The organism is Ruminococcus gauvreauii (assembly GCF_025151995.1).
GTDB classification, from domain to species: Bacteria; Bacillota; Clostridia; order Lachnospirales; family Lachnospiraceae; genus Ruminococcus_G; species Ruminococcus_G gauvreauii.
In genome coordinates this window covers 320,439-338,059 of the sequence record NZ_CP102290.1, presented here as the reverse complement: position 1 = coordinate 338,059, position 17,621 = coordinate 320,439, and the positions used below count along the sequence as shown (strand labels likewise).

Genomic DNA, 17,621 nt, shown 5'->3' with positions numbered 1-17,621 from the left:
TGTGATGTCTAAAAGTGGTATGCCAGTTTGTATATATCACTTTACGCGGGACTGTTGGGATGATATAATGAAAAAAGCGAGTTGCGATTGAAAAACAAGCATCTGGGGAGGTCAAGAACGATGAAAAAAATGATGAAAAAAATTATGTCGTATATGCTGATTACGGCGGTGCTGATCACGAATCTGGCATTGGTACCGGTGGCAGCGTCACAGGAGAATGCGGCGGAAAAGTCGGATGAGGTTCAAGAAACATCAAAAGAAAATGCTGATGCCGGGGATCTGGACAAGGCAGAGAAGAAAAACATGGAGGATAAATCCAACACAGTGCCTGCCGCTAAGAACAATCAGGCAACGGCGGTTAATGCACCGACAGCTACGCCCGAATCAGCAACATATAAAAATGAGCAGACGATAAAACTTGAATGCAGCACGCCGAATACAGAGATTTATTATACAACAGATGGTAGTGAGCCAAGCAATGACCCTGCGAATACTTCCGCTAAGAAATATGACGCAGAGTTTAAAGTGACCGCAAACACTACAGTGAATCCAACTGTTGCGGCAACGACTACGGTCAAGGCGGTTGCTTACGATCAGGGGAATAAAAGCGAAGTTGCGATATTTGAATATACAATCGACCCGAATTATGTAATTGCAAAGCCAGCAGCGTCGGTGGAACCAGATACATATAAGAATCCGAAAAAAGTCACGTTATCATGCGAGACGAAAAATGTAAAAATATATTATACGGTGGATAACAGTATTCCCGATCCTAAATCTCCAGACAGCGTGTTGTACACTGAAGGCACGGAAATCGACATAGATAACACGACAACGCTGAAGGCGATTGCTTTTGGCGGAGACGTGAAGAGCGAGATGCTGGAAGCAACCTATACAATTGATCCTAATCTGGTGGTAGAGAAACCGACTACATTTTTGGCTGAAGGTACATACCATGAAGATCAGGAGACAACGCTCTTATGCGGGACTGCAGGAGCAGAGGTTTATTATACGACAGATGGAAGCGATCCTGACCGTGATAAGGGCGTCGGTAAAAAATATAATAACGAGAAGATTCCACTTACGGAAACGATGCAGTTAAAAGCAATTGCTTATTTTAGTGACACAAACAGTGGAGTTGTGAGCTTTAATTTTACTATTGAAAAAATAAGGGCTGTTACGGTAAAAGGAGTAACTGCGGCAGTGAGTGGTGAAAAGCCGATATCAAAAGCTAATGTTCCAAAAGATGCAAATTATGAATTTGTCAGAATGGAATGGATGGAAAAAGTAGGGGAATCCAAGACTCTGCAGCCAATGTCGACAGAACGTTTTCAGCCAAATATGAGCTATTATCCATATATTACCCTGAGAGCAAAAGCGGGTTATCAGTTTGATCAAACTACTTTGGACGTGGGATGGAGAACAGGCGTAACGATTGAAGGGTTTGATGGAAAATCTTCCGTTATGAAATTCCAGGATGATGAGATCGTCGTAGCGTCTGTGTATCCAACGGGTGCAGTGAAGACAGCTTCGGCTGATGACAACAAAATCACAGGGATAAAATCAACCTATGCGAAAAATGCAACCGTTACATTCAATGCGATCGGTGCTGGTTCTGCTAATGAAGAAATTCACGGCAATGAGCGTTATATTCCTGTGGAATATCAGGTTGGAAGTTCTGATGCTGTAAAATTAAAAACTAACAAAACGTCTGCGACTGGTTCTTATAAAGTAAAGTCTGCAGGAAAGTATACAATGAAGGTCACATTCCAAAAACAGGTATACGATGCCGATGCAGGAGATGGTGGGGAATGGAAAGACGTTGCAGACGAAATTGATGTAAAAAGTACTTCTTTCAAAGTGACATCCAAATCTCCGGGCGGGACGCCGACACGCAGGACAGCCAAGCCAACCAAGACAAGCAGTACCAGGGCAAAGAACGCCAGAACGGCGGACGAGACTCCGATTGGCACCATGGCTGCGGTATGCCTGCTTGCGGGAACAGCGGCAGTTGTGATGACCGTCCGCAGGAGAAAGAACCGCTAAAACGAAGGGGTGCAGGAGAAAAACACTTGCATAAATTATGATTCTATAGTATAATCTAATTCGTTGTGAGAAAACGAGATGGTCCTCTGTTACGAAACGTATTAAGAACATCCAGAGAATCAAAGGAGAAGAAATATCATGAATGACATTATCAAGAACATTGAAGCGGCACAGATGAAATCCGAAGTTCCGGAATTCCACGTAGGCGATACCGTGAGAGTGCACGGCAAGATCAAAGAGGGAAACCGTGAGAGAATTCAGATTTTCGAAGGTGTTGTGTTGAAACGTCAGGGCGGAAGCAGCCGTGAGACTTTTACGGTTAGAAAAAATTCCAACGGAATCGGCGTTGAAAAGACATGGCCGCTGCACTCACCGAACGTTGAAAAAATCGAGGTCGTAAGACGCGGGAAGGTAAGACGTGCAAAACTGTATTACTTGAGAGGACGTATCGGTAAAGCTGCAAAGGTAAAAGAATTAGTAAAATAATGGAAGTAAGACAGGGACAATTACAGTTGTAGTTTGTCCCTGTTTCCGCATACAAGAGGAAAAGATTTAATGGAAGTCAACTTAAGGTACGTAAGAGATTATTTTGCGCAGACAAAATTAAAAAGAGTTCTGGTCTGGATTCTTGAGATTGTGCTGACGATCGGTCTGGCAGCAGTGCTGTCCATGATGTTTTGTCAGACGGTTGCAATGCAGGAAGGTTCCATGGATCCGACTTTTTCGGCAGGAGATAAGTTTCTTGTAAACAAAGCTGTTTACAGAGTGAGTGCGCCGAAAAGAGGAGATGTGATTGCCTTTCGCACGAGCAGCGATGTAAAGGCGAGTACCCATATTAAGAGAGTGATCGGCGTTCCGGGAGATACGATCCAGATTAATGACGGGACGATTCTGATCAACGGCGAGACATACGTAGAACAGAGAAATCTTCCTGCGATCACGAATCCGGGGCTGGCAGAAGAGGGCATCAAGCTTGCCAGCGATGAGTATTTTGTACTTGGAGATAACAGAAACAGCAGCGTGGACAGCAGGTTTGCAGATATGGGGAATGTAAAACGGGAAAATATTATTGGAGAACTCTGGTTTGTGATATCACCGATGAGCAAGCTGGGTTTTGTATAGAATAGAGGTAGTGATATGAATTTACAGTGGTATCCGGGGCATATGACCAAGGCAAAGCGTATGATGCAGGAAGATATCAAACTGATTGACCTGATCATAGAGCTGGTAGATGCCCGAATCCCGCTTTCGAGCCGAAATCCGGACATTGATGAGCTCGGGAAAAATAAAGCGCGTCTGATACTTTTGAACAAGTCCGATCTGGCAGATGAGCGTTATAATGAACAATGGTCGCAATATTTTAAGAATAAAGGTTATTATGCCGTAAAAGTGAACTCCAGAAGCGGTGGGGGTCTTAAGTCTATCAATGGGGTGATCCAGGAGGCATGCAGGGAAAAGATTGAACGGGACAGGAGAAGAGGAATTAAAAACCGTCCGATCCGTGCCATGGTGGTGGGGATTCCGAATGTCGGGAAATCCACATTCATCAACTCGTTTGCGGGAAAAGCCTGTGCGAAAACCGGCAACAAGCCCGGAGTCACCAAGGGAAAACAGTGGATACGCCTGAATAAGAGTGTGGAGCTTCTCGATACGCCTGGAATTCTCTGGCCGAAATTTGAGGATCAGAGTGTCGGCGTTAAGCTTGCGATGATCGGTTCCATCAAGGATGAAGTGGTCAATGCGGAAGAACTTTCACTGGAACTTTTGAAAATGCTGCACGGACATTATGAAGGTGTTCTGGCAAATCGTTACGAGATTGAAGAAACAGAGGATACTGTAAAGATGCTGGAGCGGATCGCAGTCAAGCGGCAGTGTCTTTTAAAGGGCCATGAGCTCGACTATGAGAAAGCGGCCAGAATCGTACTGGAAGAGTTCCGGAACGGAAAAATCGGTCGTATTACACTGGAGTATCCCGATGGAGCAGATGATGAAAACGATCAGTGAGATAAAACGAGAACTGGAAGCGGCGGCGCCTGGAGAACGGGAGCCGCTTCTTCAAAAATATGAACAGGATCAACGCGCAGGGGTGCAGGCGCTTCTTGCGCGTATCCGCAGACAGCAGGAAAAGCACGTCAAAGAGCTCGCAAGAACTGAGCAGATGAAAGAGTATGAGCACAAATATGAGCACCTCGGCCACGTGTGCGGGATCGACGAGGTAGGCAGAGGCCCGCTGGCGGGACCGGTGGTAGCGGCTGCGGTCATACTGCCGCCGGACTGCCACATACTGTATATCAATGATTCCAAGCAGCTGACCGCGGCAAAGCGTGAGGAACTCTATGAAGTAATCATGCGTGAGGCGGTGGCTGTAGGGATCGGTTATGATTCACCGGCGAGGATCGATGAGATCAATATTCTGCAGGCTACTTATGAGGCGATGCGGGAAGCGATAGGAAAACTCTCCGTCGTCCCGCAGATATTGCTGAACGATGCGGTGACGATACCGGGGATAGAACTGCCGCAGGTCCCCATCATCAAGGGGGACGCCAGGAGCATATCCATAGCGGCGGCGAGTATCGTCGCGAAAGTCACGAGAGACAGGCTGATGACGGAGTATGACAAGGTACTGCCGGGATATGGCTTTGCATCAAATAAGGGGTATGGATCGGCAGTACATATTAAGGCTCTGAAGGAGCTTGGACCGACACCGATTCACAGAAAATCGTTTATTAAGAATTTTATCTGAGTTTTCTATGACCGAAGCCGGGGGAACGGACGGAGGGAATATGAACAGACGGATGCTGGGCAGCCGGTACGAAGAGAAGGCTGCAGAGGAACTGAAACTGCGTGGGTATCAGATTCTGGAGAAAAATTATCGCTGCAGGACAGGCGAGATCGATCTGATCGCCCGGAAAGACGGCATACTGATTTTCGCCGAGGTCAAATACCGGGCAAATGGGAACAGCGGCTATCCGGAAGAGGCGGTGGGAATACAGAAACAGAAAAAAATATCAAAAGCTGCCGCATGGTATCTGACGGAACGTCGGATGTCCCTGGAGACGCCGTGCCGGTTTGACGTGGTGACGATTCTGGGAGAAAATATCAGAATATATGAGAATGCATTTGAATATCAGAGGTGAAAAAAATGCTGAAAATAAAGTGGCATCATGCAGAAGAAGAAAAAATGACAGTCAATCACAGGGGGGCGCTCTGCTATCTGACGTGGCCGATGCTCTCTTCCATACCGTTTGTAAAACATGCGTTTACGACGCGGTTCGGAGGGATCAGTGAGGGTGTGCTCAGTTCTATGAATCTGAGTTTCACGCGGGGAGACCTGGAAGAAAATGTAAGAGAGAATTATCAAAGAATCGCAGAGGCTGTAGGGTTTTGTGTGGAGGACATTGTCTGTTCTGACCAGACACATACGGCGAATGTCCGAATCGTTACGGAGCAGGATCGTGGAAAGGGAATCATAAAAAGCAGGGATTATACGGATGTGGACGGACTCGTCACGAACGTACCGGGGATCATGCTGGCTACATTTTATGCGGACTGTGTGCCGCTTTATCTCGTAGATCCTGTAAATCGGGCGGTGGGACTGTCACATTCCGGGTGGAAGGGGACAGTGTCCAATATTGCAAAAGCGACGCTTGGGACGATGAAGCATGCTTACGGGACAAAGCCAAAAGACGTCATTGCGGCCATCGGACCGTCCATCTGCCAGGACTGTTATGAGATCAGTGAAGACGTTGCGGTTATATTTAAGGACGCGTATCCTGCAGCGCAGTACCGTGATATGATTGTAGATAAGAAGAACGGAAAGTATCAGCTGGATCTGTGGAAAGCATGCAGCTATAATCTTATGCAGGCGGGAGTGCCGAAAGACCATATTGTCGGGCCGAATCTGTGTACCTGCTGCAATCCCGATCTATTGTTTTCTCACCGCGCATCCGCTGGAAAACGCGGCAATCTGGCGGCATTTCTGGGAATCCGTCAGGAAAATGCTGTAAATTAAAAGGTCCGGGAATTCTTCAGGTTTTGCCAGAAGTGTTCCCGGATATTATTATTTTGCCGACTGATGACTTTCGAGCAGCTGAGTGATCTTGGCAGTGGTGGAGCGTACTTTTTCCACGGATACGTCATGGTTCAGAATGTCAATGATACTTGCCAGATATTTACCCATACGGGCCTCCTCGTAGTAAGAACGGGAGAGCAGTTCCGGCGGGCGGTATGTCAGATCGGTCGTGATCACTTTTTCGATCCATCCCTGCCGGTGGTATTCATCGAACTTTTCCAGGCCTTCCGTGAACAGTCCGAAGGTGGTGCAGATAAAGACACGGTTTGCCTTCCTTTGTTTTACCTGTTTAGCAACGTCCAGCATACTCTCTCCGGAAGAGATCATGTCATCGATGATGATAACATCTTTTCCCTCGACAGAATCGCCGAGAAATTCATGGGCGACAATGGGATTCTTGCCGTTTACGACTGTTGAATAATCACGCCTTTTATAAAACATGCCCATATCCACGCCGAGTACGTTGGAAAAATATACAGCCCTGCTCATGGCGCCTTCATCCGGGCTGATAATCATCATATGTTCGTTGTCGAGCAGCAGATCGGGTACGGAACTGACGAGCGCCTGAAGAAACTGGTACGTCGGCATATAATTGTCGAACCCTTTCAGCGGGATTGCGTTCTGGACTCTGGGATCATGTGCATCAAATGTTATGATGTTGGATACACCCATATCGGAGAGTTCTTTCAGAGCGAGTGCGCAGTCCAGGGATTCGCGCTGAGAACGCTTGTGCTGGCGGCTCTCATAAAGGAATGGCATGATGACATTGATGCGGTGCGCCTTTCCTGTTGCGGCAGATATAATACGCTTCAGATTCTGGAAATGGTCGTCCGGTGACATATGGTTTTCATATCCGCAGACCGTATAGGTCATACTGTAGTTCAGGACATCACACATAATGAACAGATCGGTTCCGCGGACCGAGTCCTTGATACGGCCTTTCGCCTCTCCGGTTCCGAAACGGGGACATTCGCATTCGATCAAAAAGGAATCTTCAATATAACCGGCGAAGGGAAGTCCGGATTTTTCCTTTGCGAGGATCTGGCGGTATTCTGCCAGATGCTTATCAACGGTTTCGGATAAACGCTCACAGCCTGGCAGGGCAGCGATCTTCAGCGGTGCGACCGGAATGGATTTTTTCAGTAAATCTAAGTTTACCATGAGTTACCTCCATCTATGTAAACATTCTTTGGTACGTACATGTACTTTATATTTATATCACCTGCCGTGTATCACAGTCAAGGAATTTGAAGAATTATGTAAAAACAAAGTAAACGGATATGACGTCTGACGGCGTCATCACCATAAATGAAAGTTGATTGCTCAGGACGGCGGGATTTTCACAGTAAAAAAGGAGAGGGCAGAAATCACAGCCGGATTGACAGATAAACAATTGGTCTCTATAATGAGAGAGCGGCAGTACGACAGAAACAGCAGGTACTGTATGGAGGAAACTATGAAAAAAACACGTCACATGATCCGCGAAGTCGTCAGAGACAGTATCGCATGGGAACTGCAGATTGAACCGGGGGATGAGCTTCTTGCGGTCAGCGGACAGCCTGTGGAGGATGTCTTTGATTATCACTACCTGACAAATGAAGAAGATCTGGAACTTCTGATCCGCAAGCCGGACGGAGAGGAATGGGAACTCGAAATAGAAAAGGAATATGAAGATGATCTGGGCATCGTATTTGAAAACGAATTCATGGATCAGTATCGTTCCTGCAGCAATCGCTGCGTATTTTGTTTCATCGATCAGATGCCTCCGGGAATGAGGGAGACACTGTATTTTAAAGACGACGATTCCAGGCTGTCATTTTTGCAGGGAAATTACGTGACGCTTACCAATATGTCAGAGGAAGATATTGAACGTGTGATCCGTTATCATCTCTCGCCGATCAATATTTCCTTTCACACGACGAATCCGGGGCTTCGCCGTCAGATGCTGAACAACCGTTTTGCCGGTGACATCTTTGAAAAGGTTCAGAGACTGTATGACGCCGGAATTACGATGAACGGACAGATCGTGCTCTGCAAAGGACTGAATGACGGTGACGAACTGGAACGGAGCATACGCGACCTGACACGCTACCTTCCGCTGCTTGAGAGTGTATCCGTTGTGCCGGTAGGCCTGACAAAGTACCGGGACGGACTGTATCCGCTCGAACCGTTTGAAAAAGAGGATGCGTCTCAGGTGCTCAGAACCGTCCATGCGTGGCAGGAAAAACTCTGGACAGACTATCACACACATTTTGTGCACTGCAGTGACGAGTGGTATATCCTGGCAGGTGAGGAACTGCCGGAAGCAAAGAGATACGACGGTTATCTTCAGCTCGAAAATGGTGTGGGAATGCTGCGGCTGCTGAGGGAAGAAATTGAAGAGACATTAAAGACACGGGAAAAATGCGGAAAAAAACGAAAAATTTCAATTGCAACCGGACAATTACCGTATGAATTCCTGAAAAAATATATTATAATGATACAAGAGAAATATCCGGAAATACAGGTGCAGGTATACCCCGTCCGAAATGATTTCTTTGGAGAAAAGATTACGGTTTCCGGTCTTTTGACGGGACAGGATCTGATGGCGCAGCTTGCAGGACGTGAGCTGGGAGATGAGCTGCTGATTCCGTGCAATATGCTCCGCGCCGGGGAAGACGTATTCCTGGATGACGTGACCGTATCGCAGCTGGGAGAAAAGCTGGGAGTACCTGTGCGTATCGTCGAGGAGAGCGGAGAGGCGTTCGTGAGAGCAGTGCTGGGTGAGACGCCGGATGGCGATAGGAAAGGAAGACAAATATATGAGCAAACCGATTGTAGCAATTGTGGGAAGGCCGAATGTGGGAAAATCAACGCTGTTTAACACACTGGCGGGTGAAAACATTTCCATCGTGAAAGATACGCCCGGTGTTACGAGGGACAGGATCTACGCAGATGTAGACTGGCTGAACTTTCATTTCACGCTGATCGATACCGGCGGAATCGAACCGGAGAGCAGTGATATTATTCTGTCCCAGATGAGAGAACAGGCGCAGATTGCGATCGATACGGCGGACGTGATCATCTTTATCACGGATGTACGTCAGGGGCTTGTCGATTCTGACGCGAAAGTGGCAGATATGCTGCGGCGCAGCGCAAAGCCGGTCGTGCTGGCAGTCAACAAGGTGGACAATTTCGATAAATACATGATGGATGTCTACGAATTTTATAACCTGGGAATCGGGGATCCGATGCCGATCTCTGCGGCATCCAAGCTGGGAATCGGGGATCTGCTGGATGTCGTGACACAGTATTTTGACAGGGAAAGCCTGAAAGAAGAGGAGGATGACATTCCGCATATTGCAATTGTGGGGAAACCAAACGTGGGGAAATCATCCATAGTCAATAAACTTCTGGGGCAGAACCGTGTGATTGTATCGGACGTCGCGGGAACGACGAGGGATGCGATCGATACGAGTGTCATCTGGAACAAAAGAGAATATATTTTCATTGATACCGCGGGGCTTCGGAGGAAGAATAAAATCAGGGAAGAGCTGGAGCGTTACAGCATTATCCGAACGGTTACGGCTGTGGAGCGGGCGGATGTCGTCGTCGTCGTGATCGATGCGCAGGAAGGCGTGACGGAGCAGGACGCAAAAATAGCGGGGATCGCACATGAGCGCGGAAAGGGTATTATCATAGCAGTCAATAAGTGGGATGCCATCGAAAAAGATGATAAAACCATTTACAAATATACGAATAAAGTCCGGGAGGTCCTGGCGTATATGCCGTATGCGGAACTGATGTTTATTTCTGCCGAGACGGGGCAGAGGCTTCCGAAACTGTTTGAAACCATTGATATGGTACTGGAAAATCAGACGCTGCGGGTTCAGACGGGTGTGCTCAATGAGATCATGACAGAAGCGGTTGCGCTGCAGCAGCCCCCCTCGGATAAGGGCAAACGGCTGAAGCTTTATTATATCACGCAGGTTTCTGTGAAACCGCCGACATTTGTGATCTTTGTCAATGACAAGGAGCTGATGCATTTTTCATATACGAGATACCTCGAAAACAGAATCAGGGATGCGTTTGGATTCCGGGGGACTTCACTTAAATTTATTATCAGAGAACGAAAGAATAAGGAGTAGGGGAAATGGTACGGTTATTATGTCTGGCGATAGGCTATCTGTTTGGGTTGTTTCAGACGTCTTATATTTATGGAAGGATGCATGGAATTGATATCCGGGAACATGGGAGCGGCAATGCCGGAACGACGAATGCGCTGCGTACGCTTGGACTGAAAGCAGGGCTGATCACGTTCGCCGGAGATTGTCTGAAGTGCATACTGGCCGTGGTGACTGTAAGACTTCTGTTTGGACAGAGTCATGCGGAATGTATCCGTCTGCTGGGACTTTACGCGGCTGCAGGAACGATTCTTGGACATAATTTTCCGTGTTATCTGAAATTCCGGGGAGGAAAGGGGATCGCAGCGACGGCGGGGCTCATCATATCATTTGACTGGAGACTTCTGATCGCCGGGATCATCGTTTTTTTTACCACGTTTTTTGTGACACATTATGTTTCGCTCGGTTCAATGCTGGTGTACGTTATGTTTATGGGCGGGACGGTGCTTCTCGGCCAGCTCGGAGCCTTCGGGATGGAGCCCGGGTATCTGTATGAAATGTATGCAGTCGCTGCATTTCTGACAGTTATGGCAGTATACCGCCACCGCGCCAATATTGTGAGACTTGTACACGGAAATGAGAATAAAACGTATCTGAGCAGTAAGCATAAAAAGTAACGGAACAGTTAAAATAACAGAATGCGCAGGAGGAATTAAAATGGCTAAAGTAAGTGTTGTGGGTGCGGGTAGCTGGGGAACAGCCCTGGCGCTGCTGCTTCATAAAAATGGACATGAGGTGATCCTCTGGTCCGTCATCAAAGAAGAAGTGGAAATGCTACGCACGAAAAGGGAACATGAGAGCAAACTGCCCGGAGTCAGGATACCGGAAGAGGTTGTTGTGACGGATGACCTTGGTATGACACTGACCGACAGGGACCTTGTGGTGCTGGCAGTGCCTTCGCCGTTTACGCGCAGCACTGCACATTCCATGAAGGAGTTGGTACAGGACGGGCAGATCATAGTAAATGTGGCAAAGGGAATTGAAGAAAATACGCTGATGACACTCAGCGAGATCATTGAGGAAGAGATTCCTCAGGCGAATGTCGCGGTGCTCTCGGGTCCGAGTCACGCGGAGGAAGTGGGAAGAGGGCTTCCGACCACATGTGTCGTGGGAGCCAGGACGAAAGAGACGGCAGAGTATATTCAGGGATTATTCATGTGTCCGGTATTCCGCGTGTATACAAGCCCTGATATTCTCGGGATCGAGCTGGGCGGATCGCTGAAAAATGTCATCGCCCTTGCGGCGGGCATTGCTGACGGACTGGGCTGCGGCGACAATACAAAGGCGGCTCTGATCACCCGCGGCATCGCAGAGATCAAGCGCCTGGGAATTGCCATGGGGGCACATGCCGAGACGCTGACCGGCCTTTCGGGGATCGGCGATCTGATCGTGACCTGCGCAAGCCAGCACAGCCGAAACCGTAAAGCGGGATATCTGATGGGACAGGGTTACACCATGCAGGAAGCCATGGACGAAGTTAAGATGGTTGTTGAAGGAGTATATTCCGCGAAGGCGGCACTGACGCTGTCAGAAAAGTATCGGATAGATATGCCGATCGTAAAAGAAGTCAATAAAGTACTGTTTGAAGGCAAAAAACCTGCAGATGCACTCTCAGAACTTATGATGCGTGTGAAAAAAGATGAGACGGGAGAGAGCCTCTGGAAATAAACAGCAGTCAGGTGTAAACAAAAATCCACCCCTGCGGACAGCATGCGGTTGTGCTGTCTGCAGGGGTTCGCTGCATAATGGATATATAAAACTACCAGCCGAACATTTTAAAGAAGATCCGGCGGAACCGAAGCGCTTCGAAATTTCTCATCCATACCGTCTATAGCCCTCATCTCGTCCTCGGTCAATGAAAAATCAAAAATCTGGGCATTGGCTTCGATACGTTCTTTCTTTGTGGATTTTGGAATCACGGAGATGTTTTTCTGGACAGACCAGCGCAGGCCGACCTGTGATACGCTTTTTCCGTGATTCAGGGCTATTTCAACGAGTTCCGGGCGATCCAGATAAGCTCCGCGTGCCAGGGGTGCATATGCCTGAACAGCAATCCCCCTGGACTGGCAGTAGGAGACGAGCTCTGACTGGTTCCAGAGAGGATGCACCTCGATCTGATTGACAGCCGGAACAACGTCAGAGATTTTCGCCAGTTCTTCCAGTTGATAAATGTCAAAATTGCTGACTCCGATAGAACGGGCTTTACCCGCTGCGTAGAGTTTTTCCATCTGTCTCCAGGTCTCAAGATAACAGCCGGGTACCGGCCAGTGGATCAGATACAGATCAACGTAGTCCAGCTGAAGGCGTTCGAGGCTTCTGTGAAAAGCACCTTCGATATCTCCGATACGCTGCGCGTTATTCCAGATTTTGGTGGTGACAAAAAGTTTCTTCCTGGGGATGGAAGTCTCTTTGAGCGCACGGCCCACACCGTCTTCATTTTTGTAGGCGGAAGCGGTATCGAACAGCCGGTATCCGATGTCAAGAGCGGCTGCGATCGCATCTTCCACCTCGTGTTCTCCTGTTGCTTTGTAGACGCCAAGCCCGAGAAGCGGCATTTTGGCTCCGCTGTTCAGGTCCAGGCATGATATATCAGTCATAAGGATCAATACCTCCCTTTTAAGCATACTGAAAATGATCAATTACAGTATTTTCTTCATCCCAATCGTACCTATTATACCATATAAACGCAAAAAAGATATTAAGAAAATAATAAAAATCGCTTTTGGTACTTTATAATGCTTTTTCGTCATTTTTTACAATTTTTCGAATTGGATAAAAAAAAATACATGATTTTGGACGATAAAACTGGATGATATCTATTGAATATTCAGTGATTATAGGATATAATAAAACATAATTGACAAATAAATGTCATATCGTTTTCTGATATGCCGGAAAGGAGCAAAATCATGCATTTAGTACAAGATGAAAATGGTAATTCAGTAGCGCATGCCCATGGCAGTGAACACTCTCATTGTCATGAGCATTCTCATGAATGCGGACATTCTCATGAGCATGGACATGAATGTTCTTCCTGTGGCGGTGACTGCAAAAACGAGACAGTTGCGCTTTTAACTTATATGCTGCAGCATAATGAGCAGCACGCTGCAGAATTGGAACAGATGGCGGAAAATCTGAAAAAGCTGGGGATGGATGACGCAGCAAAACAGATTTCCGAAGGCGTTTCTGAGTTTCAGAAAGGAAATATGCGCCTCAGCCTGGCGCTGACACTTGTGAAAGAGCAGTTAAAGGAGGCATAATTATGTGTTTAGCTACTGTTTTTAAGGAAAGTGACAATACAGTGATCTGCAAAAATGTCAGCAGACTTGATGTGGACGGTGACAAGATCATTATTCGGGATATCATGGGCGACGAGCGTGTGGTAGAAGGTAAGATCCTCATGGTGGATCTGGCCAACAGCGTGGTAAAGCTTGAATGTAACTGAGAAAATCCCCTGTTTTACAGGAGAAGTAACATAGAGATATCAAATATAAGAAAGTGGAGGTTGCTGCATGAGCAAGAGATTAAGTGAAATTATGGAGGAGCGGACAATACTGTCATTTGAGGTGTTTCCGCCGAAAACAGACAAAGGAATGGAGAAGCTTCCGGATACGCTGGATCATCTTTACAAATACAATCCGGAATATGTTTCCTGTACATATGGCGCAGGCGGTACAAATGTAGGCAAGAATATGGAAGTCTGCAAATTGATCGCTGACGCTGACAATGACACGATTCCTGTGACTCATTTCACCTGTATCGGCAATACCCGTGAAGGAGTAAAGGAACAGCTTCAGAACTACCTGGACAATGGAATTGATCACATGCTTGCTCTGCGCGGTGACCTTCCTTTTGGATGGACAGGCACAGGCGGTGATTTTGCTTACGCAACAGATCTCGTGGCTTACGTTCGCAAAGAATTTGGGGATAAATTTGAGATCGCAGTGGCTGGTTCACCGGAAGGACATATCGCATGCCGTTCACTGGAAGCGGACATCACATTCCTGAAACAAAAACAGGATAACGGGGCAGACTATATCATGACGCAGCTCTGCTGGGATATGGAACAGTTCAAGTACTGGCTGGATGCGATCCGCGAGGCAGGAATCACGATGCCGATCGATGTTGGTATCATGCCGATTCTGGATATGGCGGCTACGATCAACATGGCACTCTCACGCAACGGCTGTGTAATGCCGCGTGAACTTTGCGAGATTATTTCCAAAAACTGGATATTCCCAAATCCGTTCGACAAAGAGCCGTTCGATGCGGCTGCTGACGAAAAGAAAGCTGCATTTAAAGAGGCAGGCAAAGAATATACGATCCGGCAGATTGATGAGTACCGCGCCTGCGGCGTCAACGGTATCCATCTGTATGCACTGAACAAATGGGAAGATGTATCTGAGATTATTGACAGGTCAGGTATCTGTACACTGGTCTGAGCAATATAGACAAACATTGTAATGATTAGGAGGCAGCATAAATGGCACATGTAATTGCAATGGCAGGAAAAGGCGGGGTTGGGAAAACGACACTCACGGGACTGCTGATCCAGGAACTCTGCAGAGAGAAAAAGGGTCCGGTCCTTGCAGTTGACGCTGACGCAAACTCTAACCTGAATGAGGTTCTCGGAGTAGAAGTAGATTACACTCTTGGAGATATCAGGGAAGAAGTTGCACAGGCGGAGATGGCAGTGAAAAGTCCGATTCCGCCAAGTATGAGTAAAGCTGATTATACAGAGATCAAATTCAACTCTGCTTTGATAGAGGAAGATGATTTTGATATGCTGGTTATGGGGCGGACGCAGGGAAAAGGCTGCTACTGTTTTGTGAACGGCCTGCTGCAGGCACAGCTTGCAAAACTGCAGAATCATTATCCGTATATTGTTGTGGACAATGAGGCGGGTATGGAACATATCAGCCGCGGAATCCTGCCGAGTATGCAGACAGCCATTCTGGTAAGTGACTGTTCCAGAAGAGGCGTGCAGGCGGCCGGAAGAATCGCTGAACTGATCAGGGAATGTAATATGAAGCCGAAGACGGTTGGCCTGATTGTAAACAGGGCGCCGAATGGGGAACTGAATGAAGGCACCAGGGAAGAGATCGAGAAACAGGGTCTGACGCTCCTGGGAATCGTGCCGCAGGACGAGACCGTTTATCAGTATGACTGCGATGGGAAACCAACGGTTGAACTTCCGGAAGATTCACCGGTTAAGCAGGCGATGAGAGAAATTATCAGAAAACTTGATCTGTAAGATAATACTTGATACCAGGCTCAAAAAACTTTTGAGCCCAACATCATAACACAGTGTTTTATCCCCTTTTAAAAAAGGGGAAAAAATAAATCATTCAAGAACCCATGGGGGCGGATGGGATGTCACCCCGTGGGGGAAGAAGCAAAAAACTATAAGGAGGCTTATAATGAGTGAATTCAAATTAACAACTGTAGAAGAATTCGAAGCAGCGACTGATCGACTGCTTGAAACAGGTGCAAAGGTAGGTGCGGATTCCTGGCAGCTGCGTGTGAAAAATCAGACACCGCATTGTAAGTTCGGTGAGCAGGGTATCTGCTGCCGTATCTGTTCCATGGGACCTTGCCGTATTACACCAAAGGCCCCGAGAGGAATCTGCGGATGTGACGCACATGGTATCGTAGGAAGAAACTATCTGAAATTCACTGCAGGCGGAGCTGCTACACATTCAGATCATGGCCGCGAGATCTGCCATACTCTGTATGAATCAGCAGCTGACGGAAACTACAAGGTAAAAGATCCGGACAAACTGATCCGTATCGCAAAAGAATGGGGCATCGAGACAGAAGGAAAAGATATCTATGAGCTGGCTCATGAAGTGGCTGAAACCGGTCTGATGGAATACGGTAAACCGTTCGGAACACAGAGATTCTTAAAGAGAGCGCCTCAGACAACTCAGGATATCTGGGAAAAAGAGGAGATCGCTCCGAGAGCAATCGACCGCGAAGTTGCAACTTCCTTACATATGTCACACATGGGATGTTCTTCTCTGCCGGAAGCACTGGTTCGTCAGTCACTGCGTGCAGGTCTTTCTGATGGCTGGGGCGGTTCCATGATGGGAACAGAGTTCTCTGACGTACTGTTCGGAACTCCGAAGCCAATTGACACAGAGGCTAACCTTGGCGTTATGGTAGAGGAAAATGTCAACATCGTTGTACACGGACATGATCCTTCACTGTCAGAGATGATCTGCGAATATGCAGATGATCCGGAAATGATCGCCTATGCAAAAGAAATGGGAGCAAAGGGAATCACCGTATCCGGTGTGTGCTGTACCTCCAATGAAGTGGCAATGCGCCGCGGTATTCCGATGGCAGGTAACTTCCTGCAGCAGGAAAACGTGGTTCTGACAGGTGCATGTGAAGCAATCGTCGTAGACGTACAGTGTATCTTCCCGGCACTTGGTCCTCTGTCCAAATGTTTCCATACCAAATTCATCACAACTTCTCCGATCGCTCAGATGCCGGACTCTGAATTTATCAGATTTAATTCAAAAACAGCTGGTGAGAATGCAAAAGCGATCGTAAAAGCTGCAATCGACAACTTCAAGAACAGAAAACCAGAACTTGTTCATATCCCGGATATGAAACAGAAAGCAACCGTTGGTTACTCTGTGGAAGCAATCGTAAAGGTTCTGGACGGCGTTACCAATACACAGGTTGACGAGACAGGAACAACAAAACCGTTACTGGAATGTATCACATCCGGTGTTATCCGCGGTGCAGTGGCAATGGTTGGATGTAATAACCCGAAGATCAGACCGGATACCGCTCATATCGAACTGATGAAAAAATGTATTGCAAATGATATCATTATCATCGCATCCGGATGTTCCGCACAGGCTGCTGCAAAAGCGGGTCTGATGGACAAGAGTGCGAAAGATCTCTGCGGCGCTGGCTTGAAGAGAGTTTGCGAACTGGCAGATATTCCTCCTGTACTTCATATGGGATCATGCGTTGATATCAGCCGTATGATGATCCTGGCTGCAGAATTGGCAAAAGATTCAGGTCTGAAGATCTCTCAGCTTCCGGTAGTCGGATGTGCTCCTGAGTGGATGTCAGAGAAAGCTGTATCAATCGGTAACTACGTTGTGTCTACCGGTATCGACACATTCCTCGGAGTTGATCCATACGTTTCCGGTTCTTCCGAAATGGCAGAACTGCTGACAGGCGGAATCAGAGATTGGGTAGAAGCTGCTTATACTGTAGAAACAGATATCGAAAAACTGGTTGATCTGATGATCGAGAGAATCGAAGAAAAACGTGAGGCACTTGGAATCTAGTCAATAAGTTTAAAAGGTGGATGAAAT

At 47.3% G+C, this 17,621-nt stretch carries 18 protein-coding genes; 16 read left to right on the top strand and 2 right to left on the bottom strand.

Annotated elements, in window-relative coordinates:
• The first annotated feature begins 120 nt into the window (after positions 1-120).
• From NQ502_RS01595 to pgeF, 7 genes are all read left to right on the top strand, one after another.
• The gene (locus NQ502_RS01595; protein ID WP_028528935.1) at positions 121-2,046 is read left to right on the top strand and encodes a chitobiase/beta-hexosaminidase C-terminal domain-containing protein; all 1,926 of its coding nucleotides are present in this window, start codon (positions 121-123) and stop codon (positions 2,044-2,046) included.
• Between the two features lie 138 nt (positions 2,047-2,184).
• Entirely contained in the window at positions 2,185-2,532 is a 348-nt protein-coding gene (gene rplS / locus NQ502_RS01590; RefSeq protein ID WP_028528936.1) for a 50S ribosomal protein L19, read from the top strand.
• Between the two features lie 69 nt (positions 2,533-2,601).
• Positions 2,602-3,168, top strand: coding sequence for a signal peptidase I (gene lepB, locus NQ502_RS01585; RefSeq protein WP_028528937.1), 567 nt, complete (start codon positions 2,602-2,604; stop codon positions 3,166-3,168).
• A 15-nt stretch (positions 3,169-3,183) separates the two neighbouring features.
• Positions 3,184-4,050, top strand: a complete 867-nt coding sequence (gene ylqF / locus NQ502_RS01580) for a ribosome biogenesis GTPase YlqF (protein ID WP_028528938.1) — start codon at positions 3,184-3,186, stop codon at positions 4,048-4,050.
• Positions 4,022-4,789, top strand: a complete 768-nt coding sequence (locus NQ502_RS01575; protein ID WP_456115052.1) for a ribonuclease HII — start codon at positions 4,022-4,024, stop codon at positions 4,787-4,789. The genes ylqF and NQ502_RS01575 overlap by 29 nt, the downstream gene beginning before the upstream one ends.
• A gap of 40 nt (positions 4,790-4,829) precedes the next feature.
• Entirely contained in the window at positions 4,830-5,183 is a 354-nt protein-coding gene (locus tag NQ502_RS01570; RefSeq protein WP_028528940.1) for a YraN family protein, read from the top strand.
• A 5-nt stretch (positions 5,184-5,188) separates the two neighbouring features.
• Complete coding sequence (gene pgeF / locus NQ502_RS01565; RefSeq protein ID WP_044983308.1) at positions 5,189-6,058, top strand: peptidoglycan editing factor PgeF; 870 nt, start codon at positions 5,189-5,191, stop codon at positions 6,056-6,058.
• Positions 6,059-6,106: 48 nt separating this feature from the next.
• On the opposite strand, the gene NQ502_RS01560 is transcribed toward pgeF, so the two are convergent.
• On the bottom strand, positions 6,107-7,279 hold the full coding sequence (locus tag NQ502_RS01560; RefSeq protein WP_028528942.1) for a ribose-phosphate pyrophosphokinase: 1,173 nt from the start codon (positions 7,277-7,279) through the stop codon (positions 6,107-6,109).
• A gap of 295 nt (positions 7,280-7,574) precedes the next feature.
• On the opposite strand from NQ502_RS01560, the gene NQ502_RS01555 reads away from it, so the two are divergent.
• From NQ502_RS01555 to NQ502_RS01540, 4 genes are read left to right on the top strand one after another with little or no spacing between them, the layout of a single operon-like run.
• Positions 7,575-8,981, top strand: coding sequence for a DUF512 domain-containing protein (locus NQ502_RS01555; RefSeq protein ID WP_028528943.1), 1,407 nt, complete (start codon positions 7,575-7,577; stop codon positions 8,979-8,981).
• Positions 8,920-10,245: a ribosome biogenesis GTPase Der gene (gene der, locus NQ502_RS01550; RefSeq protein ID WP_028528944.1), complete on the top strand. Its 1,326-nt coding sequence runs from the start codon at positions 8,920-8,922 to the stop codon at positions 10,243-10,245. Before NQ502_RS01555 ends, der begins: the two co-directional genes overlap by 62 nt.
• Positions 10,246-10,250: 5 nt before the next feature.
• Positions 10,251-10,898 (top strand): glycerol-3-phosphate 1-O-acyltransferase PlsY, encoded by a 648-nt coding sequence (gene plsY / locus NQ502_RS01545; protein WP_028528945.1) that lies wholly within the window; start codon positions 10,251-10,253, stop codon positions 10,896-10,898.
• A 40-nt stretch (positions 10,899-10,938) separates the two neighbouring features.
• Positions 10,939-11,949 (top strand): NAD(P)H-dependent glycerol-3-phosphate dehydrogenase, encoded by a 1,011-nt coding sequence (locus tag NQ502_RS01540; protein WP_028528946.1) that lies wholly within the window; start codon positions 10,939-10,941, stop codon positions 11,947-11,949.
• Between the two features lie 107 nt (positions 11,950-12,056).
• On the opposite strand, the gene NQ502_RS01535 is transcribed toward NQ502_RS01540, so the two are convergent.
• Positions 12,057-12,878 (bottom strand): aldo/keto reductase, encoded by an 822-nt coding sequence (locus NQ502_RS01535; RefSeq protein WP_028528947.1) that lies wholly within the window; start codon positions 12,876-12,878, stop codon positions 12,057-12,059.
• A gap of 312 nt (positions 12,879-13,190) precedes the next feature.
• On the opposite strand from NQ502_RS01535, the gene NQ502_RS01530 reads away from it, so the two are divergent.
• The 5 genes from NQ502_RS01530 (at position 13,191) to cooS (ending at position 17,594) form a co-directional block, all read left to right on the top strand.
• Positions 13,191-13,541, top strand: coding sequence for a cobalt transporter (locus tag NQ502_RS01530; protein WP_028528948.1), 351 nt, complete (start codon positions 13,191-13,193; stop codon positions 13,539-13,541).
• A 2-nt stretch (positions 13,542-13,543) separates the two neighbouring features.
• Positions 13,544-13,726 (top strand): CooT family nickel-binding protein, encoded by a 183-nt coding sequence (locus NQ502_RS01525; RefSeq protein WP_028528949.1) that lies wholly within the window; start codon positions 13,544-13,546, stop codon positions 13,724-13,726.
• A 67-nt stretch (positions 13,727-13,793) separates the two neighbouring features.
• Positions 13,794-14,723 (top strand): methylenetetrahydrofolate reductase, encoded by a 930-nt coding sequence (locus tag NQ502_RS01520; RefSeq protein ID WP_028528950.1) that lies wholly within the window; start codon positions 13,794-13,796, stop codon positions 14,721-14,723.
• A 41-nt stretch (positions 14,724-14,764) separates the two neighbouring features.
• Positions 14,765-15,535 (top strand): ATP-binding protein, encoded by a 771-nt coding sequence (locus NQ502_RS01515; protein WP_028528951.1) that lies wholly within the window; start codon positions 14,765-14,767, stop codon positions 15,533-15,535.
• A gap of 166 nt (positions 15,536-15,701) precedes the next feature.
• Positions 15,702-17,594 carry an anaerobic carbon-monoxide dehydrogenase catalytic subunit gene (gene cooS / locus NQ502_RS01510; protein WP_028528952.1) on the top strand — a complete coding sequence of 631 codons (1,893 nt, stop codon included), beginning with the start codon at positions 15,702-15,704 and terminating at the stop codon, positions 17,592-17,594.
• Positions 17,595-17,621: the final 27 nt, after the last annotated feature.

Coding starts and splice junctions, on each gene's coding strand:
- NQ502_RS01540 (WP_028528946.1), top strand. CDS start 10,939: ATGGCTAAAGTAAGTGTTGTGGGTGCGGGTAGCTGGGGAACAGCCCTG.
- rplS (WP_028528936.1), top strand. CDS start 2,185: ATGAATGACATTATCAAGAACATTGAAGCGGCACAGATGAAATCCGAA.
- der (WP_028528944.1), top strand. CDS start 8,920: ATGAGCAAACCGATTGTAGCAATTGTGGGAAGGCCGAATGTGGGAAAA.
- NQ502_RS01555 (WP_028528943.1), top strand. CDS start 7,575: ATGAAAAAAACACGTCACATGATCCGCGAAGTCGTCAGAGACAGTATC.
- cooS (WP_028528952.1), top strand. CDS start 15,702: ATGAGTGAATTCAAATTAACAACTGTAGAAGAATTCGAAGCAGCGACT.
- NQ502_RS01575 (WP_456115052.1), top strand. CDS start 4,022: ATGGAGCAGATGATGAAAACGATCAGTGAGATAAAACGAGAACTGGAA.
- NQ502_RS01535 (WP_028528947.1), bottom strand. CDS start 12,878: ATGACTGATATATCATGCCTGGACCTGAACAGCGGAGCCAAAATGCCG.
- NQ502_RS01595 (WP_028528935.1), top strand. CDS start 121: ATGAAAAAAATGATGAAAAAAATTATGTCGTATATGCTGATTACGGCG.
- lepB (WP_028528937.1), top strand. CDS start 2,602: ATGGAAGTCAACTTAAGGTACGTAAGAGATTATTTTGCGCAGACAAAA.
- NQ502_RS01530 (WP_028528948.1), top strand. CDS start 13,191: ATGCATTTAGTACAAGATGAAAATGGTAATTCAGTAGCGCATGCCCAT.
- ylqF (WP_028528938.1), top strand. CDS start 3,184: ATGAATTTACAGTGGTATCCGGGGCATATGACCAAGGCAAAGCGTATG.
- NQ502_RS01525 (WP_028528949.1), top strand. CDS start 13,544: ATGTGTTTAGCTACTGTTTTTAAGGAAAGTGACAATACAGTGATCTGC.
- NQ502_RS01515 (WP_028528951.1), top strand. CDS start 14,765: ATGGCACATGTAATTGCAATGGCAGGAAAAGGCGGGGTTGGGAAAACG.
- NQ502_RS01520 (WP_028528950.1), top strand. CDS start 13,794: ATGAGCAAGAGATTAAGTGAAATTATGGAGGAGCGGACAATACTGTCA.
- pgeF (WP_044983308.1), top strand. CDS start 5,189: ATGCTGAAAATAAAGTGGCATCATGCAGAAGAAGAAAAAATGACAGTC.
- plsY (WP_028528945.1), top strand. CDS start 10,251: ATGGTACGGTTATTATGTCTGGCGATAGGCTATCTGTTTGGGTTGTTT.
- NQ502_RS01560 (WP_028528942.1), bottom strand. CDS start 7,279: ATGGTAAACTTAGATTTACTGAAAAAATCCATTCCGGTCGCACCGCTG.
- NQ502_RS01570 (WP_028528940.1), top strand. CDS start 4,830: ATGAACAGACGGATGCTGGGCAGCCGGTACGAAGAGAAGGCTGCAGAG.